22 protein-coding genes are annotated in these 26,177 nt (G+C 57.8%); 9 read left to right on the top strand and 13 right to left on the bottom strand.

The genetic code is table 11. The features are described 5' to 3' along the window. Positions 1-11 precede the first annotated feature (11 nt). Positions 12-395 carry a bleomycin resistance protein gene (locus AC2FFP_RS10175; protein WP_496880996.1) on the bottom strand — a complete coding sequence of 128 codons (384 nt, stop codon included), beginning with the start codon at positions 393-395 and terminating at the stop codon, positions 12-14. A gap of 48 nt (positions 396-443) precedes the next feature. Beyond that, on the bottom strand, positions 444-1,289 hold the full coding sequence (locus tag AC2FFP_RS10170) for a HalD/BesD family halogenase (RefSeq protein WP_496880995.1): 846 nt from the start codon (positions 1,287-1,289) through the stop codon (positions 444-446). A 422-nt stretch (positions 1,290-1,711) separates the two neighbouring features. On the opposite strand from AC2FFP_RS10170, the gene AC2FFP_RS10165 reads away from it, so the two are divergent. The 3 genes from AC2FFP_RS10165 (at position 1,712) to AC2FFP_RS10155 (ending at position 5,116) form a co-directional block, all read left to right on the top strand. Then, positions 1,712-3,463, top strand: coding sequence for an acetolactate synthase 3 large subunit (locus tag AC2FFP_RS10165; protein ID WP_496779257.1), 1,752 nt, complete (start codon positions 1,712-1,714; stop codon positions 3,461-3,463). Positions 3,464-3,530: 67 nt separating this feature from the next. Next, on the top strand, positions 3,531-4,091 hold the full coding sequence (gene ilvN / locus AC2FFP_RS10160) for an acetolactate synthase small subunit (RefSeq protein WP_496767016.1): 561 nt from the start codon (positions 3,531-3,533) through the stop codon (positions 4,089-4,091). A gap of 290 nt (positions 4,092-4,381) precedes the next feature. After that, positions 4,382-5,116 carry a helix-turn-helix domain-containing protein gene (locus AC2FFP_RS10155; RefSeq protein WP_496723309.1) on the top strand — a complete coding sequence of 245 codons (735 nt, stop codon included), beginning with the start codon at positions 4,382-4,384 and terminating at the stop codon, positions 5,114-5,116. Positions 5,117-5,121: 5 nt separating this feature from the next. Here the strand turns inward: AC2FFP_RS10155 and AC2FFP_RS10150 are convergent, their stop codons facing one another. The 3 genes from AC2FFP_RS10150 to prfB form a co-directional block, all read right to left on the bottom strand. After that, positions 5,122-5,904, bottom strand: a complete 783-nt coding sequence (locus AC2FFP_RS10150; RefSeq protein ID WP_496779259.1) for a DUF2189 domain-containing protein — start codon at positions 5,902-5,904, stop codon at positions 5,122-5,124. A gap of 33 nt (positions 5,905-5,937) precedes the next feature. After that, positions 5,938-7,332: an amidase gene (locus AC2FFP_RS10145; protein ID WP_496779261.1), complete on the bottom strand. Its 1,395-nt coding sequence runs from the start codon at positions 7,330-7,332 to the stop codon at positions 5,938-5,940. A 189-nt stretch (positions 7,333-7,521) separates the two neighbouring features. Next, positions 7,522-8,649: a peptide chain release factor 2 gene (gene prfB / locus AC2FFP_RS10140; RefSeq protein ID WP_058277539.1), complete on the bottom strand. Its 1,128-nt coding sequence runs from the start codon at positions 8,647-8,649 to the stop codon at positions 7,522-7,524. Between the two features lie 76 nt (positions 8,650-8,725). Between prfB and AC2FFP_RS10135 the strand changes: the two genes are divergently transcribed. Then, complete coding sequence (locus tag AC2FFP_RS10135) at positions 8,726-9,559, top strand: aminoglycoside phosphotransferase family protein (RefSeq protein WP_496767011.1); 834 nt, start codon at positions 8,726-8,728, stop codon at positions 9,557-9,559. On the opposite strand, the gene AC2FFP_RS10130 is transcribed toward AC2FFP_RS10135, so the two are convergent. The 3 genes from AC2FFP_RS10130 to AC2FFP_RS10120 form a co-directional block, all read right to left on the bottom strand. After that, on the bottom strand, positions 9,553-12,039 hold the full coding sequence (locus AC2FFP_RS10130; protein ID WP_496767010.1) for a penicillin-binding protein 1A: 2,487 nt from the start codon (positions 12,037-12,039) through the stop codon (positions 9,553-9,555). The genes AC2FFP_RS10135 and AC2FFP_RS10130 overlap by 7 nt on opposite strands. Before the next feature lie 95 nt (positions 12,040-12,134). Beyond that, positions 12,135-13,355: an N-acetylmuramoyl-L-alanine amidase gene (locus tag AC2FFP_RS10125; protein ID WP_496844183.1), complete on the bottom strand. Its 1,221-nt coding sequence runs from the start codon at positions 13,353-13,355 to the stop codon at positions 12,135-12,137. A 66-nt stretch (positions 13,356-13,421) separates the two neighbouring features. Continuing rightward, complete coding sequence (locus AC2FFP_RS10120) at positions 13,422-14,585, bottom strand: pyridoxal phosphate-dependent aminotransferase (RefSeq protein WP_496880994.1); 1,164 nt, start codon at positions 14,583-14,585, stop codon at positions 13,422-13,424. Here AC2FFP_RS10120 and AC2FFP_RS10115 point away from each other — a divergent pair. Genes AC2FFP_RS10115 through AC2FFP_RS10105 form a run of 3 tightly spaced genes read left to right on the top strand, consistent with a single transcriptional unit; the run spans position 14,584 to position 17,821 of the window. Beyond that, on the top strand, positions 14,584-15,966 hold the full coding sequence (locus tag AC2FFP_RS10115; RefSeq protein ID WP_496880993.1) for a M48 family metalloprotease: 1,383 nt from the start codon (positions 14,584-14,586) through the stop codon (positions 15,964-15,966). The genes AC2FFP_RS10120 and AC2FFP_RS10115 overlap by 2 nt on opposite strands. Then, positions 15,963-16,721 carry a DsbA family protein gene (locus AC2FFP_RS10110; RefSeq protein WP_496880992.1) on the top strand — a complete coding sequence of 253 codons (759 nt, stop codon included), beginning with the start codon at positions 15,963-15,965 and terminating at the stop codon, positions 16,719-16,721. Before AC2FFP_RS10115 ends, AC2FFP_RS10110 begins: the two co-directional genes overlap by 4 nt. A 29-nt stretch (positions 16,722-16,750) precedes the next feature. Continuing rightward, on the top strand, positions 16,751-17,821 hold the full coding sequence (locus AC2FFP_RS10105; protein WP_496880991.1) for an agmatine deiminase family protein: 1,071 nt from the start codon (positions 16,751-16,753) through the stop codon (positions 17,819-17,821). 26 nt (positions 17,822-17,847) lie between these two features. Here AC2FFP_RS10105 and ispG read toward each other — a convergent pair whose 3' ends face one another. The 3 genes from ispG to hemA form a co-directional block, all read right to left on the bottom strand. After that, on the bottom strand, positions 17,848-18,969 hold the full coding sequence (gene ispG, locus AC2FFP_RS10100) for a flavodoxin-dependent (E)-4-hydroxy-3-methylbut-2-enyl-diphosphate synthase (protein WP_496844180.1): 1,122 nt from the start codon (positions 18,967-18,969) through the stop codon (positions 17,848-17,850). Positions 18,970-19,040: 71 nt separating this feature from the next. Next, the gene (locus tag AC2FFP_RS10095; RefSeq protein WP_496723329.1) at positions 19,041-20,255 is read right to left on the bottom strand and encodes a helix-turn-helix domain-containing protein; all 1,215 of its coding nucleotides are present in this window, start codon (positions 20,253-20,255) and stop codon (positions 19,041-19,043) included. A 129-nt stretch (positions 20,256-20,384) separates the two neighbouring features. Then, entirely contained in the window at positions 20,385-21,608 is a 1,224-nt protein-coding gene (hemA, locus tag AC2FFP_RS10090; protein WP_496767004.1) for a 5-aminolevulinate synthase, read from the bottom strand. Positions 21,609-21,941: 333 nt separating this feature from the next. Between hemA and AC2FFP_RS10085 the strand changes: the two genes are divergently transcribed. Beyond that, positions 21,942-23,327: a dipeptidase gene (locus tag AC2FFP_RS10085; RefSeq protein WP_496767003.1), complete on the top strand. Its 1,386-nt coding sequence runs from the start codon at positions 21,942-21,944 to the stop codon at positions 23,325-23,327. Between the two features lie 132 nt (positions 23,328-23,459). Here AC2FFP_RS10085 and lpdA read toward each other — a convergent pair whose 3' ends face one another. Beyond that, positions 23,460-24,854: a dihydrolipoyl dehydrogenase gene (lpdA, locus tag AC2FFP_RS10080; protein WP_496767002.1), complete on the bottom strand. Its 1,395-nt coding sequence runs from the start codon at positions 24,852-24,854 to the stop codon at positions 23,460-23,462. Positions 24,855-25,070: 216 nt separating this feature from the next. Here lpdA and AC2FFP_RS10075 point away from each other — a divergent pair, with 216 nt between their 5' ends. Next, the gene (locus AC2FFP_RS10075) at positions 25,071-25,505 is read left to right on the top strand and encodes a hypothetical protein (RefSeq protein ID WP_496880990.1); all 435 of its coding nucleotides are present in this window, start codon (positions 25,071-25,073) and stop codon (positions 25,503-25,505) included. Here AC2FFP_RS10075 and AC2FFP_RS10070 read toward each other — a convergent pair. Next, positions 25,502-26,080 carry a DUF924 family protein gene (locus AC2FFP_RS10070; RefSeq protein WP_108860380.1) on the bottom strand — a complete coding sequence of 193 codons (579 nt, stop codon included), beginning with the start codon at positions 26,078-26,080 and terminating at the stop codon, positions 25,502-25,504. The genes AC2FFP_RS10075 and AC2FFP_RS10070 overlap by 4 nt on opposite strands. Between the last annotated feature and the right edge of the window lie 97 nt (positions 26,081-26,177).

Raw genomic sequence — 26,177 nt, 5'->3', positions numbered from 1 at the left:
AGCTTTTGATTTCAGGGCCTTGGCCGAATGTCCTCACCAAAAAAAACCAGTGTTCCATCCTCATCCAGGACGTGAAACTCGCGTTGCTGATACGGCTGATCAAACGGCGGACGCACGCGCTCCTCTGGTAAATCAGCCAACCCTGCCCTGAGGGTTTCATACAGATCATCAATCCCTGCAACATCGATATAGAAGGACTGATCATCCCCTAAAGCACGCCCATCATCGCGCGGCGGGCATTCAAGTAAGCGGATGGCGACCTTACCACTCGACAGAAAGGCATAATTGTCCTGCCTGAAACTGCAGGTAAATCCCAACCGGTCGCAATAGAAGTCAATCTGCTTTTGCAGTGACGAGCACAGAACAAAAGGCGTAAGCTGTAGCAATTCCGGCATATGCCCCTCCGACGGTAGCCTCTGCTCTCGATTGTAACCTGCAGCCGGTCAATCCAACAACTGATCCTTGCGCAATCCCACTCGCTGGTGATGATGCGGCAGAACCCGCCCATACAGCTGCCTGGTACGTTCAATCCCACCACACATACCCTCGGCTTCGACAAAGGAAAAGATACCGACATACCGGCTACGCGCCCCTTGGACCGGGGCGACCCGGTGCAAGGCGTATCTGCCCTTGAAGATCTGCAAGTCTCCGGGCTGCAGCTCCAACGTCCTGACCAGTGCCCGGTTTCCATCCAGCACCGAAGCCACGGACGAGAAATTCTCGTATTCGGTGCTGCGCAAGTTCGGCACGTATTCAAAGGCCCCACCCACCTCGCCATTCTGGATGGCCAGTGTCACGGTGTAGTTGTTGGTATCAAAATGCCAGGGAAAGCCCTGCCCTTCTTCGACCACGTTGACGATCACATCCGCCAGCGGGTCGTCATAGCGAAAGAACCGATCCTCCGGCTCATCCAGCCCATCGCGTATGAACGGCAAAAAGCCCTCGAACTCATAGATTCGGCGCAGTGGACCCGATTTGGGAAAGTTGTCTGCCGGAACGAAGGCGTTCGACCGGTCATAGAATCTGCGTATTGGGTGATTCAGTTCCAACCGGGGATCGTCCTTTGAGAAATAAGCGTTGGTGCGGTTGAAAGAGCGGTGCGCCCGGTCGGCCACGGCATCCGCCTCTTTCAATAGCTGCGCCAAACCTTCGGGGTGGATAAAACCGGGTAAAACGGCGCAGCCGTCCTGATCCAACTCGCGGCGGAGATCACCGATCAGTCGTTCATGTGCGCGCGAGTCCGGGCAATCGATCGGATACCGCCCCAGATCAACGAGATCATGGATCATCCTCCGCCTCCCTTCCTTGTTCGGTCACTCTCAGCGTGCCGCAGTCAAAACTACTCATCATGCTTGTTTCGGACATAGCGATGCCGCTTTTTGACTACCCTCAAGGCAGAAATTTGGAGGTGAAAGGGGGTATTTTTCCTGAATATTCCCTGCATGCGTCAATCTGCGCAATAAAATGTCGCAAAATTCACCCTCAGAGTTAGAAAATTGGTGCAAAAGCCTGTTGACGCCCCTTGCCCCGGCTCATAATGTCCCTGCACGCAAAGAAGGAGCCTCTGGCGATGAGAACGCTAGTCGTAATCGTAGGAACCACGCGCATGGGCCGGTAACGGTAAACCATAATCGAACCCATGCGCCTCCGAAAATCTCGGGGGCTTTTTTTTGTCAAACGCAAGACACATGTCGCGAACGGAGCAAAGCAGATGACACGTGAGATGACCGGCGCAAAGATGGTAGTTCAGGCCCTCAAGGATCAGGGCGTGGACACGGTATTCGGATACCCCGGCGGTGCTGTGCTACCGATTTATGATGAGATTTTTCTGCAAAACGATATTCGTCACATTCTGGTGCGGCATGAACAAGGCGCAGTTCACGCAGCCGAAGGTTATGCTCGCTCGACCGGCAAGCCCGGCGTTGCCCTTGTGACCTCTGGCCCCGGCGCGACAAACGCCGTGACCGGCCTGACGGATGCGCTGCTGGATTCGGTCCCGATTGTGGTTTTGACCGGACAGGTTCCGACGTTCATGATTGGCTCGGACGCGTTCCAGGAAGCGGACACCGTCGGCATCACCCGCCCCTGCACCAAGCATAACTGGCTGGTCAAGGACACGGACTCGCTGTCCGACACGATGCACGAGGCATTCCATGTCGCCACCTCGGGTCGCCCTGGTCCGGTTCTTGTCGATATCCCCAAGGACGTTCAGTTCGCAACCGGTGACTATAGCGCTCCAAAGCCCTCGACCTCGCACTACCAACCGATAGTGAAGGGCGATTTGGAGGAGATCACCGAACTGGTCGCCGCAATTGAGACCGCCAAGAAGCCCGTCTTTTACACCGGCGGCGGCGTCATTAATTCCGGCACAGCGGCCAGCCAGTTGCTGCGCGAACTGGTCGATGCAACCGGCTTCCCGATCACCTCGACCCTGATGGGCCTTGGCGCATACCCGGCGTCGGGCAAAAACTGGCTGGGCATGCTGGGCATGCATGGTCTGTATGAGGCCAATCTGGCGATGCATGACTGCGACCTGATGATTAACATCGGTGCGCGGTTCGATGACCGGATCACCGGGCGGATTGACGCGTTCTCGCCCAACTCGAAAAAGGCCCATATCGACATCGACCCTTCCTCGATCAACAAGGTGATCCGCGTGGACATCCCGATTGTTGGTGATGTTGCACATGTGCTGGAGGACATCCTGAAGGTTTGGAAAGCGCGTGGCCGCAAGACAGATGAGGCGTCGGTTGCCAAGTGGCAGGATCAGATCACCGAATGGCGCAAGGTCAATTGTCTGGCCTACACCAACAGCGAAAAGACGATCAAACCGCAATACGCGCTTGAACGGCTGGAAGATCTGACCAAAAAGCACGACCGTTACATCACCACCGAGGTCGGTCAGCACCAGATGTGGGCCGCGCAGTATCTGGGCTTCGAAGATCCGAACCGCTGGATGACGTCGGGCGGATTGGGCACGATGGGCTATGGCTTCCCGGCCTCCATCGGTGTGCAGATGGCGCACCCTGACGCGCTGGTCATCAACGTCGCGGGCGAGGCCTCGTGGCTGATGAACATGCAGGAAATGGGCACCGCAGCGCAGTACCGTCTGCCAGTAAAACAGTTCATTCTGAACAATGAACGCCTTGGCATGGTCCGTCAGTGGCAGGAACTGCTGCATGGCGAGCGGTACTCACATTCCTGGTCCGAGGCCCTGCCCGATTTCGTCAAACTCGCCGAGGCCTTCGGGGCCAAGGGCATCCTGTGTTCCGATCCGGCCGATCTGGATGACGCCATCATGGAGATGATCAACTATGACGGTCCGGTGATCTTTGACTGTCTGGTGGAAAAGCACGAGAACTGCTTCCCCATGATCCCGTCGGGCAAGGCACATAACGAAATGCTGTTGGGCGAGGCCGAGACACAGGGCGTAATCGATTCCAAAGGTTCGGTTCTGGTCTGACACAATTCGACAGATTTTGTCGGGTGCACCGGCACCCGACCATCACAGGATTATGAAAGGGACATAAATGTCTGCCCTACATATCAAAAAAGGTGCAACGCGCCATTCCGCCTATAACCTACGCCCCACGTTTTCGGACGTGCAGGAACGCCATACGATTGCTGTCTTGGTCGAAAACGAACCGGGTGTGCTAGCTCGCGTGATCGGGTTGTTCTCGGGCCGGGGTTACAACATCGAAAGTCTGACCGTCGCCGAGGTGGATCACACTGGCCACCTAAGCCGCATCACCATCGTCACCACCGGCACCCCTCAGGTGATCGAACAGATCAAAGCCCAATTGGGCCGTATCGTTCCGGTGCACGATGTTCACGACCTGACTGTCGAAGGCCCATCGGTCGAGAGGGAACTGGCGATCATCAAGGTTGTCGGCGCGGGCGACAAGCGGGTCGAGGCGCTGCGTCTGGCCGATATCTTTCGCGCCAGCGTTGTCGATAGCACGTTGAATTCGTTCATCTTCGAGCTCACCGGTGCCCCTGACAAAATCGACGCCTTTGCAGATCTGATGCGCCCGCTGGGCCTTGTCGAGATTGCACGCACCGGCGTGGCCGCCCTGCTGCGCGGCGACTGACTTTTTCGCCTCGCCCCCCCTTTTGATACCGGGGCGAGGCGCAGTCCCAGGACATGCTCAAACAATACTGCTGTATGTTGCTTATGAGCATGGTTACCCAAAAAGATCATACAAATTGACGTAAAGCCTATTGCGTTTGCCTGCCCCAACGTTAACTTCGGGGGCGTAGCGTGGTGTTGGGATGCGCCAGCTGGGGTCACCAGTACGATTGTGAATGCATGCACGGCCAAAAAGGTCGGGTGCGTCGCACTTTTTGAAATGACACTCTGGAACCTGGGACAGAAATGACCATGAGTATCCGCAGTCCTGATGAATTGCGCCGGATGTTCGGCGACAATCTGCGACAATTGTCGCGGCAATATTCGTCCGTGTCCGAGCTGTGCCGCCAGCTGGGCATCAACAGGACCCAATTCAACAGATATCTGGCCGGTGAGAGCTTTCCCCGCCCCGATGTTCTGGATCGCATGTGCCGGTTTTTCGAGGTCGACGCCCGTATCCTGTTGCGGCCTCTGGAGGAAATTGAAACGCCACCGGAACATCCGGCTGCTTCGGCCCTGACTGAATTCCTGGGATCCGGCCCCTCAACGCTGACCGAAAACCTGCTGCCGGCGGGCTTTTATTATGCGACGGAAACGGGACTGGACGGATCTCCCATGACCAGACACCGGCTGATCCACACGCGCCGTTTGCCGCAATGCACGCTGGTGCGCAGCTATGAGCCCGAAAATGAGGGGATACCGGCCGACACCACCAGACGTGAAGTACAAGGCATCGCGGCTTGCGCCGGACGGCAGATTTTTATCCTTATGTCCAGCCGCGCAGCCCAAAACAGCCGTATCTACCTTGTAACGCGCGGCGCTGAAGAAAACTCCGAGCGATGGCGTGGCATTGCAATTTGCCTGTCCAAGACCAACGCTCAGGCGACCACAATGCGCCGGATTTCGCTGAACTATTTGGGCAATCAGGCAAAGGCCGCCCTTCCTGCGGCGCGCGCTGCCAAACGGCTCAAGCAAAGCGCTGCATAGGCTCTTCAAGCGTCTTTCCCGGCTCCTGCCAGAGTGATCAGACGATACAGGTGCCAACTGGCATGCCCCAGCAAAGGCAAGACGATCAATAATCCCAAAAACCACGGGATCATGGCCAAAAATGTCACGACAGCCACGAACACACCCCACCCCAGCATGATCTTCGGGTTCGACCGAACATAGCTGAAACTGGCGATCATCGCAGTCACGAAGTCCAGTTCTCTATCCAGCAACATCGGGATCGAAAGGACGGTGATCATGTATAGAATAAGGGCGAAAATGGCCCCCACGATGCTGCCGACGGCCAGCATAGTCAGGCCATTGGGTGTCATAAAGACCTCTAGCGAACTGGAGACGTTGGTCATGGTCGACAGCCCCATGAACAACGCAAAGATCATATGACCCAAGAAAAACCAGAACAGGAAAATCACCACGATAATCGCGCAGATGGATGGCAATTGACGACGGCTCTGCTGGAGGACAACGCCGAAAACCTCTTTGAAATCCAAAGGTTCACCCTGTTCCAACCGGTGTGACACCTCATACAACCCTACTGCCGCAAAAGGGCCGAGCAATGGGAACCCTATGGTGGCCAGCACCAGCCAGAATGACGTCTGCGTCTGCACCGTGACCCACGCCATGGCCAAGCCAGCCAACACATAGAACCCACCGAACAACAGGCCAAAAACAGGTGCCCGACGAAAATCAGCCCAGGCATGGCGCAACGCCTCGCGCAGCATTCCGGCATCCACAGGTCCCATATCCGGAACCCCAAAGGGTTTTTCCATGCTCTGTTTCTCCTCCTGTTTCCGGCGCTCTCCTCAAGCCGGTCGGTTTTGTGGCCACCCGGTCGCGTCGTGATACGCGGCTCCGATTGACAATATATCCGTATCCGCGCCGCGCGGGCCAAAGACTTGCATGCCCATCGGTAACCCGCCTGCCCCAAACCCTACCGGCACCGACATACACGGCAAGCCAATCAAGCTGACTGGAATCATGACCTGCATCCAGCGGTGATAGGTATCCATGCTTTTACCGGCAATCTCGGTGGGATACGGGAGCTCAAGTTCAAACGGCCAGACTTGAGTAGACGGCAGGATCAACGCATCAAATCCTTCGAACAGTTCAGCCGCGCGCCGGAACCAATCCGATCGTACAACACTTGCCTGATGCACCTGCATCGCCGTCAAGGCTTGCCCCTGGTCAAGCTCCCATTGCGCCGTGTCCTTCAACTGCGCCCGCTGTTCAGACTGCGGGGCGAGACTTGCCGCCACGCTCCAGGATCGTAAGGTCGACCAGCTTTCGAATATGCGTTCGGCATCAAAGGGCGGCGCAACAGCTTCAACCTGCGCCCCCTGCTGTACGAAAACGGACAGCGCATCCCGGCACAGGTCCAAAATACCATCCTCAAACGGGAACGCCCCACCCCAGTCGCCCAGCCAGCCAATCCGCATACCGGCCAGATCGGCCGCCTGAACAGGAGACACTGCAGCATTGTGCGGGGTTGCAGGATGCCGCGGGTCCGGCCCTGAAATCACGTCCAACAACACACCCAGATCTTCCGGGGCTCGTGCCATTGGGCCAAGCGTGGACAGTTGGTGAAGGAATATGTCGCCCACCGGTTCAGGCGGCACACGTCCCCAACTTGGGCGAAACCCATAGACATTGTTCCAGGCCGCGGGATTGCGCAGACTGCCCATCATGTCAGAGCCATCCGCCAGCGCCACCATCCCGGTGGCCAGCGCAACCGCTGCCCCACCCGATGATCCACCGCATGTCTTAGAGTGATCATACGGGTTACGCGTGGCACCATAAACGGGATTGAACGTGTGCGAGCCCAAACCGAACTCTGGCGTATTTGTTTTACCGATCAGGATTGCGCCGGCCGCCCGCATTCGTGCGGCTATCAGATCGTCCTGTTCGGGTACATGATCGCGATACAGCGGTGATCCCTGCGACGACACCACCCCGGCGACATTCACCAGATCTTTGACCGCAATTGGCAACCCATGCAACGGGCCCGTCACTGACCCCGCATCCAGCGCACGCGCCTCGGCCATCAGCGCCTCTTCATCACGCAGCGCAACAATCGCATTCAGCGGCGGGTTGACCGCCGCAATGCGATCCAAGGTTTCACGCATCAGATCAGCGGCTAAGAGACGCCGGGCCGAAAGCGCCGCCAACAAGGCAGTTGCGGTTGTCTGACTTAAATCCATCCGGGATCCATCGCATTCAGTGTTACCAAGTCGCGATCAGCCTAGCGAGGCAGCAACCCCATTTAAACCCGTGTTTTACATATATCTTTTACCATGCACACCGCAGCGCACGGATCCGCTTCATCTGGCCAAAAATATCCCGGCGGAGTCACCGCCTGCGGAGACGGGGGCAGGCCCCCTTGCGGCGTCTCAGCCGTCGCCCTGTGCCTCGGAGCGGCTCTTGCCCGCCACATCCATCGCAAGGGTGGCAGCCATGAACCCATCCAGATCACCATCCAGTACACCTTTGGTGTCCGATGTCTCATGGTTGGTACGCAGATCCTTGACCATCTGATAGGGCTGCAAAACATAAGACCGGATCTGGTTGCCCCAGCCCGCATCACCCTTGGCCTCATGTGCCGCGTTAATGTCCGCGTTGCGGCGGTCCAATTCCTGCTGATACAGGCGCGATTTCAGGGCCTTCATAGCAATATCTCGGTTCTGGTGTTGCGACTTCTCAGAACTGGTCACGACGATCCCGGTTGGAATGTGCGTAATCCGAACCGCCGAGTCCGTGGTGTTCACGTGCTGACCACCCGCGCCCGAAGACCGATATGTGTCGATACGAATTTCGGACGGGTTCACCTCAATCTCGATATTGTCGTCGACCACCGGATAGACCCAGACCGAACTGAAGGATGTGTGCCGCTTGGCCGCCGAGTCAAATGGCGAAATGCGCACCAGACGATGCACGCCGCTTTCGGATTTCAGCCAGCCATAGGCGTTGTGACCCGAAATCTTGTAGGCGGCGGATTTGATGCCCGCCTCTTCGCCCGCAGTCTCGGACTGCAGCTCGACCGTGTAGCCCTTCTTCTCGGCCCAACGGACATACATGCGCGCCAGCATCGAGGCCCAGTCACAGCTTTCGGTGCCACCGGCGCCCGAGTTGATTTCAAGGAACGTGTCATTGCCGTCGGCTTCGCCATCTAGCAACGCCTCAAGCTCTTTCTTGGCGGCCTTCGCCCCCAATTTCTGAATGGCGTCTTCGGCGTCGGTGACGACCTCTTCATCCTCTTCCATCTCGCCAAGTTCGATCAGCTCGATATTGTCGCTTAGATCGGTCTTGATGGATTCGTAGGTCTCAATGGCATCGACCAACATCTGACGCTCGCGCATCAGTTTCTGCGCGTTCTCGGGGTTGTCCCATAGGTTAGGATCCTCGACGCGCGCGTTGAATTCCTCAAGACGATGAGGGGCGGTCTCATAGTCCATACGCTGCGCCAGCAGCTCCAGCGACTTTTCGATTTCCGCCACGGTGTTCTGGGTTTCGGCGCGCATGGTCTTGTCCCAACTTGCTCAATCAGGCCTGCGTGATAGCAAGAGGCGCGGGCCACCACAAGACAGGCGAGACGGAATGCAAAACGCGTTGAACGAGTTTCTGACCAGATGGGATTTGGAAGACGCACAGCCCGTCGCAAATACCGGGCATGCACAAGTGTGGAAGGTCCGAACTTTGGACAACACGCTTGCCGCCCTCAAGATCTATCGCCGCCCAAACCGTGGCAATGAAACAGCTGGTCCGCACCTGATGCACCTGTGGCGTGACCGGGGGGCTGTGCACATAATGGCCGAGGCGCCCAACGCCGTTTTGACGGAATGGCTTGAAGGGCCATCGCTTGGGGACATCGCGCGGTCTGGCCGCCCGGATGATGCGGTACGCGGTCTGGCGACGGCAGCGGACCGACTGCACCGAAGGCCGACCATCAACGCGACCGGGCTGAAACCGCTTCAGGAAGTCTTCGCGCCAGTTTTCGACTGTCAATTCTCGGACGATTGCCCGATCCGGCTACGGCACGACATGATGCAAGCGATCCGCATTGGCCGTCGGCTTCTGGACACGCAGGATATGGTTGTTCCGCTGCACGGGGACCTGCATCATGACAACGTAATCGCAACACCTGCCGGGCCTCGGGTCTTTGACGCCAAGGGGTACATCGGCGACCCGGCATTCGAGCTGGCCAATGCACTGCGCCACCCCAAAGGCATGCCAGAGTGGGTTCGCCGACCTGAACAGATTGAAACTGGCCTGGCGCTATACGCGACCGCCATGCGGGTAAAAAAAGGACTACTTGCCCAATGGGCTGCCGCAAAATGTGCTCTGTCGATCTTCTGGCGCGCAGATGGCACCGTCACACATGACCCGGAAGAAGACCTGTTGAACCTTCTCCTGCAGGCAGCGGATCAGTAAAGACCGCCGCCCTGCAGATCACCCTGGCTGGCGTTGGGGCCAACAGTGATTGTGTTGCCGGTCGACGTGGTAACCTGACGGCCCGAGCTGGCCTCTTCGAACAGAGGCAGGTCGGAGCCCATCGCAAAGCCACCGTCGTAGACACGGTCGATAAAGCCGTCGACGCCATCGCGGAAATATTCGGCCACGACATAGTCACCGGAAGCATCGGCAGGCAGGCGCGCGCCACTAAAGCGGTCGATCTTGATGAAGTGGCCGCCTTCGGGCACATCAAACGGACCACCGCCGTATTTCTCGACGGCTTTCTCCATGAAGCTCTGGAACACTGGCCCGCACAACGTACCCCCATAGGCCCCCCGCCCCATCGGACGCGGGCGGTCATAACCGATATAGCAACCAGCAACGATGTTCGAGGTGAAGCCGATGAACCACGCATCCTTGGATTCATTCGTCGTACCTGTTTTACCTGCAGTCGGCACCGGCAGATTGACGACACTGGACGCGGTCCCGCGATCCACCACACCTTTCATCATCGACGTCAACTGATAGGCGGTGATCGCATCCATGACCTGAGAGCGATTGGTCTCGATAGTGGGCGACTCGTCCGGCTCAAGCCAGGCCGAGTTACAATCCAAGCACTGACGGTCATCATGGCGATAGATCGTCTTGCCGAACCGATCCTGAATACGGTCAACCAGAGTGGGCTCCACCCGCTCACCGCCATTTGCGAACATCGCGTACGCGGCGACCATCTTGTACAGCGTGGTTTCTTCCGACCCCAGCGAGTTCGCCAGGAACGCGCCCATACGGTCATAGACACCAAACCGTTCCGCGTAGCCCGCGACAACAGGCATGGTCACCTCTTGCGCCAGGCGAATGGTCATCAGGTTCCGTGACTGTTCGATCCCCGTGCGCAGCGGCGTTGGGCCGTAGAATTTGTTCGACGAGTTCTTGGGTCGCCACAGACCTTGGGGGGTGTTCACCTCAATCGGGGCATCCACAACGATGGTTGCAGGGCTATAGCCACTGTCCAGCGCGGCGGCATAGACGAAGGGTTTGAAGCTGGAACCCGGCTGGCGCTGCGCCTGTGTGGCGCGGTTGAACACCGAATCCTGATACGAGAACCCGCCCTGCATCGCCAGAACACGGCCCGAGTTCACGTCCATCGCAACAAAGCCGCCCTGCACTTCCGGCACCTGACGGGCGGACCACTGGCCTTCCTCTCCAGCCATGACCAGAATGACGTCACCGCGCTTGAAGTTTGCCGCAAAATCACCTTGCATCCATTTGATGTCAGCACGCGGGACGATGCCGTCTGCCGGACCGTCCTCGATCCCTACGGTCAATTGCTGTTCACCCACATTCAGTACAACGGCCGGATACCACTGGGTCGGCAGCACTACGTCGCGAGGAATTTCCATGATGGCCAAGGCTTCGCGCCATTGCGCCTCATCCGCCAGTTTTTCTTCTGGGATCACCTCGCCCGTACCACGCCACTTCCCACGTGAACGGTCGTATTTCTGCAATGCGGTGCGCAAGGCCTTGGCTGCCTCAAGCTGCATTTCCTCGTCAACCGAAGCGCGAACCGCGAAACCCCCAGTAAAGAATTCGCCCTCGCCGAAATCCTCGCTCAGTTGGCGGCGGATCTCGTCGGTGAAATAGTCACGCGGCGGCAACGCCGTACGGAAGCTTTCGAAATCTCCGTTCTGGACCGATCGGAGGGGCATTTCGACTTCGACCTCATAGGTCGCCTGATCGATATACCCATTCTGGTTCATCTCGCGCAAAACGTAGTTGCGGCGCGCCAGCAGGCGGTCCTTTTGCCGAACCGGGTGATAATCCGACGGTGCCTTGGGCATGGCGGCCAAAGTTGCGGCCTCGTGCGGCTCCAGCCCCTGCAAAGTCTTGTTGAAATAGGTCTGCGCAGCAGCGGTCACGCCATAGGAGTTCTGACCCAGAAAGATCTCGTTCATGTAAAGTTCGAGGATCTGTTCCTTGTCCAGCGTATCCTCAAGCCGGGTGGCGAGGATGATTTCCTTGATTTTCCGCTCGGCGCGGCGGTCGCCGGACAGCAGGAAATTCTTCATCACCTGTTGTGTAATGGTCGATGCACCGCGAACGGTTTCGCCCTTGGACTTCACCGCCTCGACACCGGCGGCAATGATACCGCGCGGATCGTAACCTTGGTGGGTGTAGAAATTCTTGTCCTCAGCCGAGATAAACGCCTGCTTCACCAGATCTGGAATCTCTTCGGACGGCGTGAACAAACGGCGTTCCTGCGCGAACTCGTCGATCAACTGGCCTTCGCCCGAATAGATTCGGCTGATCGTGGGCGGTTTGTACTGCGCCAACGATTCATGGCTGGGCAGGTCGCGCCCATACATCCAGAAGATCGCGCCGACGACCAGCGCGGCCATGAAGATACCCAATGTCACGAGGCTGAAGATCGCCCCGAAAATCGAAAGAATGAAACGGATCACGTTACTGCCTTTTACTCGCGGTGACGCCTATATAGTGATGGCCCGGCGCAGGGTCAAAACACGATGGCCAATAATAGCCGGTTTACGTCGCAGGGTCACTGACCAATCAGGGATCTTTTGATCAGGTCATCTTGCCGCCACTTCTGCAGACCATCGACAATGCCCTGCGCCATTCCAACGCGCCATTTCGGGTTCCTGATATTCTGCAGGTCCCGAGGGCTGGAGAGAAATCCAAGCTCGACCAAAACCGAAGGAATGTCCGCTGCCTTGAGAACCGAGAAGGAGGCCGTGCGGATCGGCCTACTGTTCATCGGGCCGCCCTGCTGTGTCATGCCATCAGCCAGCGCACGGGCCAACGCATCAGTTCGAGGCTTGGTTTCCTGCCGCGCGATATCCAGCAGGATATCGGCCACTTGGTCATCCGCACCGCTCAAATCAATCCCCGAGATCAGATCACCGCGGTCATGACGTTCCGCCAGCTTGTCACTGGCCACATCTGATGCTTCTTCTGACAAAGTATATACTGCGGCACCATGCGCCCGCCCTTCAGACAGGATATCTGCATGCAGTGAGATAAACACATCGGCACCGGCTCTATGCGCCAGCGCGATGCGCCGTTCGAGCGAGACGAATTGGTCATCAACCCGCGTCATCACCACTTCGAACCCTCCGGTCCGCAACAAATGCTCGCGAAGTTCGCGCGCGAAGGTCAGCATCAGGGTCTTTTCGTCCAACCCGTCGACCTCGGCCCCCGGGTCGATGCCGCCATGACCGGGGTCAAGCATGACCCGCAACGCGCCTGCCCCGCCGCGGCGCGGCTGGGCAGGGGTTACTGCGGGTTCAGGCAGATCCCAACCTTGTTGACGGGGTGCCCCTGCACCGGCAGCGAATGAATCGAATTCGGTTCCTTGCAGAAGCAGCGACAATTGCGCCCCTCCAGCCGTTTCATCAATTTTCATCTCGGCGCGGTCGACGGCCAAAGGCGCGCCAAGCTCCAGAACCATCCGAGACCAGCCGGGAACATATGCTCCGAACTGAACACCGCTGATACGATCGGTCTGCAGAAGTGTTTCGCGGTCAAGCCCGGTCCAGTCAACCTCTTGAAAATCAAGTACCATGCGGTAGGGATCTTGCAATGTGAACACGCGGTAAGGCACGCCTTGGCTGAGGCCCAGATCGACCCTCACCCCTGCGCGACCTTCGTCCACAATGCGACTGTCATCAGGCAACACGCGCGCAAGCGCGCTGAAGTCATGCGCGACTGCGGCAGTAGACAGCGCCCAAAACAGCGCAATGGCGTAAATGATCCTGCTCATGGCCTCAAGTTTTCCCGAGATCGTTTGTCTGGCACCCTATCGCATCCGGGGCTCGTTGTGAACGGCTCAGGCCTGTTTCGTGATCGCACCGCGATCCGCCATAAAGCGGTGCAGTCGCTGCAGACCCTCTTCGATGTCCGCCGTCGAGCGCGCGTATGAAAACCGCAGCGTCGTATGACCGCGCAACGGGTCGAAATCCAGTCCCGGCGTGACGGCTACCCCGGCCTTTTCCAACACCTCGGCCGCAAAGGCCCGGCTGTCGTCGGTCAGGTCCGAAACGTCGGCGTAGACATAAAACGCCCCATCCGGCGGCGCGATATTGGTGAAACCGGCCTTGGGCAGCCCTTCCAGCATCAATTGGCGGTTGCGGCGATAGACATCCAGATTGGCCTGCAATTCGCCATTGCAATCCATTGCCGCCAGCGCAGCCACTTGGCTGGCGTGCGGCGCACAGATGAACATGTTCTGGGCAATCCGTTCAACCACCCTCACCTGATCTTCGGGAACCACCATCCAGCCAACGCGCCAGCCGGTCATCGAGAAATACTTGGAAAACGAGTTGATCACATAGCAGTCATCCGTCAGCTCCAGCGCGGTGACAGCTTTGGCCTCATATTCCAGCCCATGGTAAATCTCATCACTGATGAACGAAGCGCCCTGCCCCTGCGCGGCGTCTATCAGCGCGCCCATCGCTTTGTGATCCAACATCGTGCCGGTGGGGTTCGCAGGCGACGCAACCATCAGGCCCTGCAGGTCGAGCCCTGCGAAATCGGATGGCACGGGTTGCATCCGGTTTTCGGGTGCGGTGGGCAGATCGACAGGGACCAGACCTAACGCTTTCAGAATTTGCCGATAAGAGGGATAGCCCGGCGCGCCGATACCTACGCGGGCGCCGCTGTCGAACAGGGCAGTGAAAGCCAGCAGAAACCCGCCGGACGACCCCGGAGTAACCACGACGCGGTCGGGGTTGAGATCGACGTTATACCACTCACCGTACAGGCTTGCGATCCGTTGCCGCAGCGCGGGCAGACCCAAGGCCACGGTATAGCCCAGCGGGCCTTGGTCCATTTCTTTGGCCAAGGCCTGAACGGCCCCCTTGGGCGCGCCCGTTCCCGGCTGGCCGACCTCCATATGGATGATGTGCCGCCCGGCCTCTTCAGCGCGGCGCGCGGCCTCCATCACGTCCATCACGATGAAGGGATCGACCCCGGATCGGGTTGAGTTTCTCATGCCCATCTCCCATGTTGCAGCCATGGCTTTTGAACGCTTATCCAGGCTGGCGTCAATCCCGGCCCTGTTGCTGATTGCAGTGGCATGGATGGGCAGTGCGTTTCAGTCCAGCGCCCAAAGCCTGATCCGCGACCCCGATATCGAGCACGGGTTGCGCGAACTGGCCTTTCCCATTCTGCGGGCCGCCGGGCTAAACACCAATCGGGTGAAAATTCTGGTCGTCAATGACAGAACGTTCAACGCTTTTGTCATTGATTACAACGCGATATACGTGAATTATGGACTAATCCTGGCAGTCGAAAGCCCCGAGATGCTGCAGGCCGTGATCGCGCATGAGGCGGCCCATATCGCCAACGGCCATCTGGCCAGACGGGTTGAAAACATGCGCGCCGCACAGCGCAAAGCCCAGCTGGGCACTGCGCTGGCCCTAATCGCCGCAGCCGCAGGTGGTGGCGAGGCCGCAGCGGGAATCGCCGCTGGCACATCCGCGTCTGCCCTGCGCAGTTTCCTGGGGCACACACGCGCAGAAGAGGCATCGGCCGACCGCAGTTCGGCCAGCTACCTCCGCGCGGCGGGGATCTCACCCAACGGGATGGTTGCCCTTCACCAAAAGTTTGCAGGTCAGGAGTTGCTGAACACCGCCAACCAAGACCCCTATATGCGATCCCACCCCACCAGCCGCGAACGGCTGCGCGCCGCTGAGGCGTTTGTGGGCGAGTTCAGCGATCATGCCTTACCCAACCCCAACGCCGATTACTGGTTTGCGCGGGTCAAGGGCAAACTATCGGCTTTCCTGCGTTCGCCGGGCTGGACCTTGCGCCGGTTAAAAGAGGAAAGCGCACAGGACATCCGCCTGATGCGCGAAGCCGCCGCCCATCATCAGAACCGCGATCTGGCCCGCGCAAGGACCGCAATCGACGGCGCGCTGGAAATCCGGCCCGATGATCCGTTCTTTTATGAATTAAAAGGGCAAATTCTACTGGAAAACAGAAAGTTGCCAGACGCAATTAAAGCTTACGGACAGGCAGTTGAGATGTCTCCGAATGATCCGTTGCTTCTGGCGGGGTACGGGCGCGCCTTGCTGGCAGATGGGCACACGACCGACGCCCTGAAGGTGCTTGAAAAGGCGCGCGCGCGGGACTATCGCAATGCACGACTGATGCAAGATCTTGGAATGGCTTATGCCAAGGTCGGAAATAACGGCATGGCCTCGGCTGTGACCGCAGAACGCTATGCCCTGCAAGGCCGCCTGGTCGATGCAGGCATTCACGCAAAACGCGCCGTCGGGCAATTGCCCGAAGGTTCACCTGGTTGGCAACGGGCACAGGATGTGTTGATTGCCTCGGAACGAGCGAAGAAAAAGAAAAGGAACCGGAAATGATCCTCAGACATGCTGCACCCGCCCTTCTGGGGCTTTCCCTGATCACCGGCCCCGCGCAGGCCCTGGACCTGAGCACCATGAGCGATGCCGAACGCGAACAGTTCGGTGTGCAGGTGCGCGAGTACCTTCTGGAAAACCCCGAAGTGATCATCGAAGCAATCAACATTCTTGAACAGCGTAACGCTGTGGCCGAAGCTTCCGCTGACAAGGAACTGGTCGCCGCCAATGCGGACGAGCTGTTCAACGACGGCTATAGCTGGGTTGGTGGCAACCCGGATGGCGACATCACTCTGGTCGAATTCATGGATTACCGCTGCGGCTACTGTCGCCGCGCCGTGCCCGAAGTCGCGAGCCTGTTGGCCGAAGATGGCAACATCCGCCTTGTGATCAAGGAATTCCCGATCCTGGGCGACGCCTCGGTCCTGTCTTCGCGTTTTGCGGTCGCAACCAAACATGTGGCTGGCGCCGACGCCTACAAACAGGTCCATGACGCGCTGATGGAATTCGGTGGAGAGCCTTCCGAAGTCTCCCTGCGCCGGATCTCGGATGGCCTCGGCCTGGACAGCGATGCGATCATTGCGGCCATGGACAGCGAACAGGTTACGGATGAAATCGGTAAGACCCGTGCGCTGGCGCAGCGTATGCAGATTTCAGGAACACCTTCATTTGTTCTGGGCACCGAAATGCTGCGTGGGTTCCTGCCAGCGGATCAGATGAAGCAGATTGCGGACGGTGTGCGCGCAGAACAGGGTTGATGAACAAAGAGCCTATTGGGGTTTTCACAATGAAGCGTAGGGAAGTTCTGCTGTCCGGCGGGGCGATTGGGTTAATGAGTGTCACACAGCAACCTTTGGCCCAAGCTGGCTTGGGCTATTTTGTTCCCGCGGAAGAAACACGACACCAACGCACTTTCATGCAGTGGCCAGTAAGCCGCAATGTGTATCCAGATGCCCACTTGCGTGATCTGGTGCAGCAAACAATCGCCGATATTGCCAATGCGATATCGCCATTTGAACCGGTGACGATGCTGGCTGCCGCCGAACAGCATTCGGCAGCGCGTGAAAAACTTTCAACGGAAGTTGAATTGTGGGACGTCCCAACCGAAGACCTTTGGTGCCGGGATTCCGGACCGATCTTTTTGATCTCAGACGGCGGTGACATGGCGATCCGCAAAATCCAGTTCAATGGCTGGGGTGAGAAGCAAGCACACAAACAGGACGCTCGTGTCGCTGGTCGCGTTGCTGAACGACTGGGCCTGCCGCTCCTTCCGTCCGGCCTGAACGGTGAAGGTGGAGGTGTTGAGCAAGACGGGCACGGCCTGCTCATTGCGCATGAAAGCTCATGGGTGAATGGCAATCGCAACCCTGGCCAGTCCCGTAACGAGATCGAAGCCAAACTTTTGGCCGCCTACGGAGCAAACCGCATGATTTGGTCCGAGGGTGTTTGGGGCGAAGACATTACCGACTACCATATCGACAGTCTGGCACGCCTTACCGGACCGGGTCGTGTTCTGGTCAACCTTCCAGACGAACCTGATTTTCAGGACCCCTTCCACCTTGCGGCATTGGACACGCATGACCGATTGGTTGCGGAAGGTTTACAAGTAGAGGTTATTCCGGAACCAGTCAGAAGGCGGGTCAAAGATCCAGAGTTCGTGGCGTCCTATGCAAACTACTATGTTTGCAATGGCGCGGTCATCATGGCCCAATTCGGTGACAAAGAAACCGACACCATCGCGCGCGACGCCCTGTCCCGACATTACCCGGGGCGCGAAGTTGTGGCACTGAACGTCGATATTTTAGGCGAATTTGGTGGCGGTATTCACTGCGCAACGCAACAAATGCCCGCCGCCTGAAGTGACCCAAGGGTCAGTGACATCAACTATTCCGCCGCCTCAGCCACGGCGTCCAGTTCCGCCGCCTTCTTCTCGACCTCTTCGACGATGTGATCGATCATCTGGTCATTCGACATCTTGTGGCTGGCCTTGCCTGCCAGATAAACCATACCGGATCCGGCCCCGCCGCCGGTGAAGCCTACATCGGTCATTAACGCCTCACCCGGCCCGTTCACCACGCAACCGATGATCGAAAGGCTCATCGGCGTTTTGATGTGTTCCAAACGCTGTTCCAGCGCCTCGACCGTTTTAATCACGTCGAAGCCCTGCCGCGCGCAGGAGGGGCACGAGATGATGTTCACGCCGCGATGGCGCAGGCCCAGGGATTTCAGAATCTCGAAGCCCACCTTTACTTCTTCGACCGGGTCAGCGGACAGGCTGACACGGATCGTGTCGCCAATACCCATCCACAGCAGATTACCCAGCCCGATGGCCGATTTGATGGTGCCAGACACCAGCCCGCCCGCCTCGGTGATGCCTAAGTGGATCGGCGCATCCGTGGCCTCGGCAATGCCCTGATAGGCCGCTGCGGACAGAAAGACGTCGCTGGCCTTCACGCTGATCTTGAATTCGTGAAAGTCGTTGTCCTGCAGGATGCGAATATGCTCCAACCCGCTTTCGACCATCGCCTCGGGACATGGTTCGCCATATTTCTCAAGCAGGTGCTTTTCCAGACTGCCCGCGTTTACCCCGATCCGGATCGAGCAATTGTGGTCGCGCGCGGCGTTGATGACTTCCTTCACACGCTTTTCATCGCCGATATTGCCTGGATTGATGCGCAGACATGCAGCCCCCGCTTCGGCAGCTTCGATGCCCCGACGGTAGTGAAAGTGGATGTCGGCCACGATGGGAACCGGGCTTTCGCGCACAATCTCTTTCAACGCCTTCGATGACGCCTCATCTGGGACGGACACGCGCACAATATCAGCGCCCGCTTCGGCGGCGGCTTGAACCTGCGCAACGGTCCCAGCAACGTCTGTTGTCAGCGTGTTGGTCATGGTCTGAACAGCAATGGGCGCGTCGCCCCCGACCGGAACATTCCCGACCATGATCTGGCGGGATTTGCGGCGATAAATGTTTCGCCACGGGCGGACATGATTAGGGGACATGAGGACGGGTCCAGAGCTGCCTGAGTTGCGTCTTTAAATAGTCCGCCTACCCGGCCACCGCAATGGCCAGATCACTCAGCAGGCGTTTCAGGTACTTCCGCCTGAAGTTCGGCCACCAATTGTTTGAGGGCGCTATTCTGTTCGGCTTCCAGATCGGCAACCTCATAGCGTTCGGCAACCGCGTCTTTGGACAGCAGAACACCTTTGGTCACTGTGCCCGGCGCGCCAACAGGCCCGAAATGCTCACCGTTCATCGAGAAATAAACGGACCCCGAAGCCCCTGCGCGCAGCTGCGGCGGTTCTTCGGTCAGAGGTATCTCGAATGTGTTGCCCTGCTCGACTGTGCCTAGCGTACCTTCGAATAGGACGCTCCCATCTGCGGCGCGAATACGCATCCAAGATGGTGCAACGGCAACAATTTTGAGCGCGGTATCAACCTGCTCGACTACCTGCGGCAATGCGAGGCGTTCAACTGTGTGCACCTCGGCCACTTCAATCCGTGGTGCCTCTGGTGGACGGAACGTACCCACGGTACGCGGGTCCAGCGTAGCAATCGGAGCGTCACGTGCCACAAGAACCGGAACATCCAGCGCCTGTGGGCGATAAAGACGATCCAGCGCCTCAGGGGTCGGTGCGGTGGCATCTGCGGCTTCGGCAACTTCTACCGGAGCGCGGGCTGCATCCAACGGGTCGAGATCGGACAGAACCACCGGGGCTTGTTCAACCGGGCTTACTTGTACCTGCTGGATTTTGTTCAAGACGGCCCAGCCGCCGTAGCCAATGCCGCCAATTACCGCCAGCAGAACCAGAGACGAGCCAATGGCACGGGGTTCGATCTGGCTGACCAGAGATTCCCTGCCTGGGATGTAAGGTGTATTCGGCGAGATGAACGGATCGCGCCCCATCGGACCCCGCGCGGGCAACCCGCCGGATGGTTTGCGCACAACCGAAGCCTCGGCTGACATACCATGGGCAACTTCGAAGCCGCTCTCGGCGCAGAAGGTGGCAAAAGTATCATCCGGGTTCATGCCCAGATAGCGCGCATAAGAACGCACATACCCGGCGATGAAGCCGGGTGTGTCAAACGCATCAGGATCAGCGTCTTCAATGGCAGCGATGTAGTTGGCTTTGATCCGCAGTTCGCGCTGAACATCCAGAAGAGACTTGCCCATCGTCGCGCGTTCGCCGCGCATCCTGTCGCCAAGCCGCACCTCATAGTCGTCAAAGCCCTTTGGCCGGACGTCCGTGTCTTGTTCGGAATCGCGCTGTGATCTGCGCCCAATCATTCCTGCTGCCCCATTCTGCCTTACGCGTGTTACACGCCAACGGCGAATCGCCTACCTAACGATTCGTGCGTCTCTTTTGTTAGCGTAAGCTTAACACGCGACAAATGCATTGCACACTTTGGCGTGAGGTTATCCTGCAAGTTCGGCGCGATTTAGCGCACAATGTGACCAAAGTTCGTCCATCGCATGGATCAGTCGGTTCATTTCACCCGGTCCGTGGACCGGTGACGGGGTAAAACGCAGGCGTTCCGTACCACGCGGCACGGTCGGGAAGTTGATGGGCTGGACGTAGATTCCATGGTCATCCAACAGCTTATCGCTAAGGATCTTGGTGTGCACCGGATTGCCAACGATCACCGGTACAATGTGGCTGCCGTGATCAATCAGCGGCAGACCCATCCCTTTCAGTCGCAGCTTGAGCACCTTGGCCTGAGTCTGGTGCTGCTCGCGCAATTCCGACGCACCCTTCAGATAGGCGACAGATGCGGCAGCACCTGCGGCAACGGCCGGCGGCAACGATGTCGTGAAGATGAAACCCGGCGCGTAAGAACGCACAGCGTCACACATTTTCTCACTGGCGGCGATATAGCCCCCCATCACGCCATAAGCCTTGGCCAATGTTCCGTTGATGATGTCGATGCGATGCGCCAAGCGATCACGTTCGGTCACGCCTCCACCACAGGGACCGTACATGCCGACCGCGTGCACCTCGTCGATATAGGTCAGCGCGCCAAATTCATCTGCCAGGTCGCAGATCTCTTCGATCGGGCCGAAATCGCCGTCCATCGAATAGACCGACTCGAAAGCGATCAGTTTGGGTGTCGCAGGATCGTCGGCCTCAAGCAGCTCGCGCAGATGCGCGACGTCGTTGTGACGGAAGATTCGCTTGTCGCCGCCATTGCGGCGCACGCCTTCAATCATCGAGGCATGGTTCAGCGCGTCAGAATAAATGATCAGGCCCGGGAACAGCTTGGGCAACGTGCTGAGCGTCGCGTCATTGGCGATGTACGCGCTGGTGAACAGCAACGCCGCTTCTTTACCGTGCAAATCCGCCAACTCAGCTTCAAGTTGCTTGTGATAGACAGTGGTGCCCGAAATGTTGCGCGTTCCGCCGGAACCTGCACCGGCAGCATCAACGGCATCATGCATAGCATTCAGAACAACCGGGTTCTGGCCCATACCCAGATAGTCGTTTCCACACCACACCGTGATATTCTGCTGCGAGCCGTCCGGACGCGTCCGTACAGCATGCGGGAAATGACCGTTCTGGCGTTCGATATCAATAAAGGTCCGGTAACGACCTTCGTCATGCAGCCTGGCAATCGCTGAATCGAGCTGAGCAGTATAGTCCACCGGTTTCTCCTTCTGTGCCCGGCATTGACCTGCTGGTTGCCGAACCCGTTACTCCCCCAGATGACCATACATTCTGTCTCTGCGGTTTGCTTCCCCTTGAATGCCTTGAGTAGCGGCATTGTCGGAGTCGCGACATTGATTTGCATCAATTATCCCTGATCTTGCCACGGGACAAGTAAAGTTACGGCCATCAGACGCGAGGAAACGACGCAGGCGTTCCAAAGTCACATGTCCCGTTTCCGATAGTATACCCCAAATCCCGTCGATACGCACTGGACGGCACCGCCGGTGCTGATAGGTTCCGCACCAGTTCACGCCATTCAGGAGAGGCTCATGTCACTAGACGCGGTTCTGAGCAGGATCGACACCGATCTGTCCACGTCCATCGACCGTTTGATGGAATTTCTGCGCATCCCATCGATTTCGACCGACCCAGCCTACAAAGAGCAGGTTGATCAGGCCGCCGACTGGCTGGTCACAGACCTGCAAAGCATCGGCATTACGGCCGAAAAGCGCGAAACGCCGGGCCACCCGATGGTCGTTGGCCATGTGGGCGAGGGCAGCGACGGCCCGCATGTTTTGTTTTATGGCCACTACGACGTGCAACCTGTTGATCCACTGGAGCTTTGGAACCGTGACCCGTTCGACCCAGCGCTGGAAGATACTGACAACGGTCAGGTCATCCGCGGCCGCGGCTCGTCGGATGACAAAGGCCAGTTGATGACCTTTGTTGAGGCCTGCCGCGCATGGAAGGCGATCCACGGCACCCTACCCTGCCGCATCACGTTCTTCTTCGAAGGCGAAGAAGAATCCGGCTCACCCTCGTTGGTGCCGTTCCTCGAAGCCAACAAAGACGAATTGAAAGCCGATCTTGCGCTGGTTTGCGACACCTCGATGGTCTCGCGTGGCGTGCCCTCCATCGCCTCGCAATTGCGCGGCATGCTCAAGGATGAGTTCACTATCATCGGCCCACGCATCGATCTGCATTCCGGCCACTATGGCGGCCCGGGCTTGAATCCGCTGCGTGAGATGTCGAAGATCGTCGCCTCGTTCTACGATGACGAAACCGGTCGCGTGGCCGTTGACGGATTTTACGAAGGTGTACACGAAGTGCCCGCCGAGCAGCTGCGCCAATGGGAAAACTGCGGTTTTGATGAGGCGGAATACCTGAACTCGGTTGGCTATTCGCAACCCCATGGTGAAAAGGGCTATTCCACATTGGAACAGCAGTGGGCGCGTCCAACACTGGAAGTGAACGGTTTGTGGGGTGGCTACAATGGCGCGGGATCAAAAACCGTGATCCCGTCCGAAGCACATTGCAAGATCACCTGCCGGCTGGTCGGCGACATGGACCCCGATGCCCTGCGCGACAAGGTCCGTAAACATGTCGAAGATCGCCTGTCGCCGGACGCGAAAGTCGTCTGGGACAACGACCTTGAAGGTTCGCCTGCGTCGGTCATGAACCTCGACCGGCCGGAATTCGAAGCCGCGCGCGGCGCATTGTCGGATGAATGGGACCGGGAAGCTGTCTTTACCGGCATGGGCGGCTCGATCCCGGTGGTTGGCTATTTCAATTCGGTTCTTGGATTGGACTCGATGCTGGTTGGCTATGCCAATGACGATGACGCCATCCACTCACCGAACGAAAAATATGACGTGAAAAGTTTCCACAAGGGTATTCGCTCGTGGGCGCGCATTCTGGATGCATTGAATAAATAAAATACTTGCGAGGCTCTGCCTCGCGCTCCGGGAAATTAAAAAGCCAGATGAAGGAAGGATCCTTACTTCATCTGGCTAAAATATTCTCAGGGGAGACGCCCGGCCCGGTCGGCGGGGACAGAGCCCCCATCCTTACATGTGAATCACACGCCCGTAGGCATCCAACACGCTTTCGTGCATCATTTCCGACAGAGTCGGGTGTGGGAAGACAGTGTTCATCAGGTCCTCCTCGGTGGTCTCCAATTGCCGTCCCACTACGTAGCCCTGAATCAACTCGGTAACTTCCGCACCGATCATGTGTGCGCCCAGTAGTTCACCTGTCTTGGCGTCGAAAATCGTTTTGATCAGGCCTTCGGGCTCACCTAACGCAATGGCTTTGCCGTTGCCGATGAACGGAAACTTGCCAACCTTGATGTCATAGCCAAGCTCTTTCGCCTTGGCTTCGGTGTACCCCACCGATGCGACCTGAGGCTGACAGTAGGTGCAGCCGGCGATGCTTTCGGGTTTCACTGCATGAGCGTGTTTACCGGCAATCAATTCTGCAACCATGACACCTTCATGGCTGGCTTTGTGCGCCAGCCAGGGCGCGCCTGCGATATCACCGATGGCATAAAGGCCATCAACACCTGTGCGGCAGAATTCATCCGTGACGACATGGGTGCGGTCAATCTTAACGCCCAAGGCCTCGAGCCCAAGGTTTTCAACGTTCCCAACAATCCCCACGGCCGAGATCACGGTGTCGAAGTCGTGCATTTCGACCTTGCCCTTAACCTCAATATGCGCGGTGACCTTACCCTTGGCGCGGTCCAGTTGCTTGACCATCGCCTTTTCCATGACGGTCATGCCTTGTTTCGTAAAGGCCTTCTTAGCCAACGCGCTGATTTCTGCGTCCTCGACCGGCAGGACCCGGTCCATAACCTCGACCACGGTCGTGTCTGCGCCCAAGGTATTATAGAAGCTGGCGAATTCGATCCCAATTGCGCCGGACCCGATCACCAACAATTTTTTTGGCATCCGCGGCGGCTGGAGCGCGTGCTTGTAGGTCCAGACCAGATCGCCATCCGCTTCCAATCCGGGCAGTTCGCGCGCCCGTGCACCGGTGGCCAGAACGATGTTCTTGGCGGTCAGTTCCTCGGTGCCCTTGTCGGTTTTAACGGTGACCTTGCCTTTAGCAGGGATCGTGGCCGCACCCATGAAAACGGTCACTTTGTTCTTTTTCAACAGATGGCCAATGCCACCCGACAGCTGCGCCGCAACGCCGCGCGAACGCTTGACGACCGCATCCAGATCAAAACCAATCTTGTCTGCGCTCAGGCCAAAATCCTTGGCCCGCTCCATCAGATGGAACACTTCGGACGTTCGCAGCAGCGCCTTGGTCGGGATACAGCCCCAGTTCAGGCAGATACCGCCCAAATGCTCGCGTTCGACCACGGCGGTTTTCAGGCCCAGTTGCGCGGCACGGATAGCGGCCACATAGCCACCGGGACCGGCGCCAATTACGATCAGATCAAAAGATTGTGCTGCCATGTTTCCCTCTCGGCGCAGGTCGATTCAGAAATTAGTTTACCATTAAACTAATTTTAAGAACGCATCAACATATTGCTCCCGCGACAAAACGGACGCAGGGTAAACCGGCGCGGTATGCGCTGTTTTCAGCCTATACCGCGCGTGAACCTATGGCTAGAAGATACGCACCGGGCCTGTCCGGACTTCGTGAAACCCAAGTCATTCGAAAGGCTTACCATGGCCAAAACGCTTAAAGATCTGTTGCTTGCACTGTTAAATGCAACGCTTATCCTGATTGCACTATGCCTGTTTCTGGGGTGGAAGCTGGCTTCTACAGTCGACGACATTACCGTCAAGTTTGCCGAGAAGGTCCAGATCGTAGCGCCCCTGAAGGAAGACGTTCAAGGGATACGCGGTGAACTGACGGCATTGCGCAGCGACCTGTCATCCCTTCAGCTTAGCGGAACAGCAGCCGATAGTGCCACCGCCCAAAAATTGTCTGAAGCTTTGGAAAAGCTGAATGATTTAGAGAATAACCTGCAAGCTGCGCAGGCGAGAATAGCCGAGTTGACCGAAGCCCCGGACCAGTTAATTAACACTGCAATTGAAAATTCGGCCGACATTGTCGCCGACCGGATCATTGCAATCCGAGGCTGCGAGCCGGCGTCCTAGCCGGCTGTCTGCAACTCGCGCACGGTCGCGCCGTATCCGCCCATGTCGACATAGGCGGCCTCGTGCTCGGTCATTGGGCGCGAGAGAGCGTCGTTGCGGTATGGGAACCGACCGAACTTGCGGATCACTTCGCGATGCGCCCTTGCGTGCAACAGGTTGCCGTCGTCGCCATCGGTCATGTTTTGACACATCAGGCGCACACAGCGTTCCTGGTCACACAGGTTTTCCGAATGCATCAATGGAAGATAAAAGAACTGGCGGGCCGGTTCGTCGATCTTCATATCCCACCCTTTGTCCACCGCACATTTCGCTGCTGACAACGCCGCGCGGTCTGAGGCGAAGGCCTCAGCGCTTCCTCGGAACATGTTGCGTGGAAACTGATCCATCAGGATGATGTACGCCAATGCACCGCTGGGATAGGTCAGCCAAAGAGAGAACTTGCCTTCACTCGCAGCCTCCCATGTGGTCAGGAACCTTTCGCGGATTTCTGCATCCAATGCGTCATCCTGCAGATACCAACCCTTGGGACCAACCTCATCTAACCAAAAACTCAATACATCTTCAGGACTTGCCATGCCCTTAACTCCGTCGTGTTTCCCCCCCAAGGGACTTAAATTCATTTAAGTGTGTTTTACAGAATTGTAACAGTAAATTATTGCAACACTTGCGACA

Source organism: Ruegeria sp. YTSC004, from assembly GCF_059609805.1.
The sequence above is the reverse complement of the archived record's forward strand: the minus strand, read 5'-3'. Positions and strand labels throughout refer to the sequence as shown.

Excerpts from the sequence above, each read along its gene's own strand:
- AC2FFP_RS10110 (WP_496880992.1), top strand. The coding sequence starts at position 15,963 with ATGATCCTCAGACATGCTGCACCCGCCCTTCTGGGGCTTTCCCTGATC.
- AC2FFP_RS10075 (WP_496880990.1), top strand. The coding sequence starts at position 25,071 with ATGGCCAAAACGCTTAAAGATCTGTTGCTTGCACTGTTAAATGCAACG.
- ispG (WP_496844180.1), bottom strand. The coding sequence starts at position 18,969 with ATGTCCCCTAATCATGTCCGCCCGTGGCGAAACATTTATCGCCGCAAA.
- AC2FFP_RS10085 (WP_496767003.1), top strand. The coding sequence starts at position 21,942 with ATGTCACTAGACGCGGTTCTGAGCAGGATCGACACCGATCTGTCCACG.
- AC2FFP_RS10125 (WP_496844183.1), bottom strand. The coding sequence starts at position 13,355 with ATGAGCAGGATCATTTACGCCATTGCGCTGTTTTGGGCGCTGTCTACT.
- AC2FFP_RS10145 (WP_496779261.1), bottom strand. The coding sequence starts at position 7,332 with ATGGATTTAAGTCAGACAACCGCAACTGCCTTGTTGGCGGCGCTTTCG.
- prfB (WP_058277539.1), bottom strand. The coding sequence starts at position 8,649 with ATGCGCGCCGAAACCCAGAACACCGTGGCGGAAATCGAAAAGTCGCTG.
- AC2FFP_RS10170 (WP_496880995.1), bottom strand. The coding sequence starts at position 1,289 with ATGATCCATGATCTCGTTGATCTGGGGCGGTATCCGATCGATTGCCCG.
- AC2FFP_RS10095 (WP_496723329.1), bottom strand. The coding sequence starts at position 20,255 with ATGATTGGGCGCAGATCACAGCGCGATTCCGAACAAGACACGGACGTC.
- AC2FFP_RS10175 (WP_496880996.1), bottom strand. The coding sequence starts at position 395 with ATGCCGGAATTGCTACAGCTTACGCCTTTTGTTCTGTGCTCGTCACTG.
- AC2FFP_RS10150 (WP_496779259.1), bottom strand. The coding sequence starts at position 5,904 with ATGGAAAAACCCTTTGGGGTTCCGGATATGGGACCTGTGGATGCCGGA.
- ilvN (WP_496767016.1), top strand. The coding sequence starts at position 3,531 with ATGTCTGCCCTACATATCAAAAAAGGTGCAACGCGCCATTCCGCCTAT.
- AC2FFP_RS10135 (WP_496767011.1), top strand. The coding sequence starts at position 8,726 with ATGCAAAACGCGTTGAACGAGTTTCTGACCAGATGGGATTTGGAAGAC.
- AC2FFP_RS10070 (WP_108860380.1), bottom strand. The coding sequence starts at position 26,080 with ATGGCAAGTCCTGAAGATGTATTGAGTTTTTGGTTAGATGAGGTTGGT.
- AC2FFP_RS10155 (WP_496723309.1), top strand. The coding sequence starts at position 4,382 with ATGAGTATCCGCAGTCCTGATGAATTGCGCCGGATGTTCGGCGACAAT.
- AC2FFP_RS10165 (WP_496779257.1), top strand. The coding sequence starts at position 1,712 with ATGACACGTGAGATGACCGGCGCAAAGATGGTAGTTCAGGCCCTCAAG.
- AC2FFP_RS10105 (WP_496880991.1), top strand. The coding sequence starts at position 16,751 with ATGAAGCGTAGGGAAGTTCTGCTGTCCGGCGGGGCGATTGGGTTAATG.
- AC2FFP_RS10120 (WP_496880994.1), bottom strand. The coding sequence starts at position 14,585 with ATGAGAAACTCAACCCGATCCGGGGTCGATCCCTTCATCGTGATGGAC.
- lpdA (WP_496767002.1), bottom strand. The coding sequence starts at position 24,854 with ATGGCAGCACAATCTTTTGATCTGATCGTAATTGGCGCCGGTCCCGGT.
- AC2FFP_RS10115 (WP_496880993.1), top strand. The coding sequence starts at position 14,584 with ATGCCCATCTCCCATGTTGCAGCCATGGCTTTTGAACGCTTATCCAGG.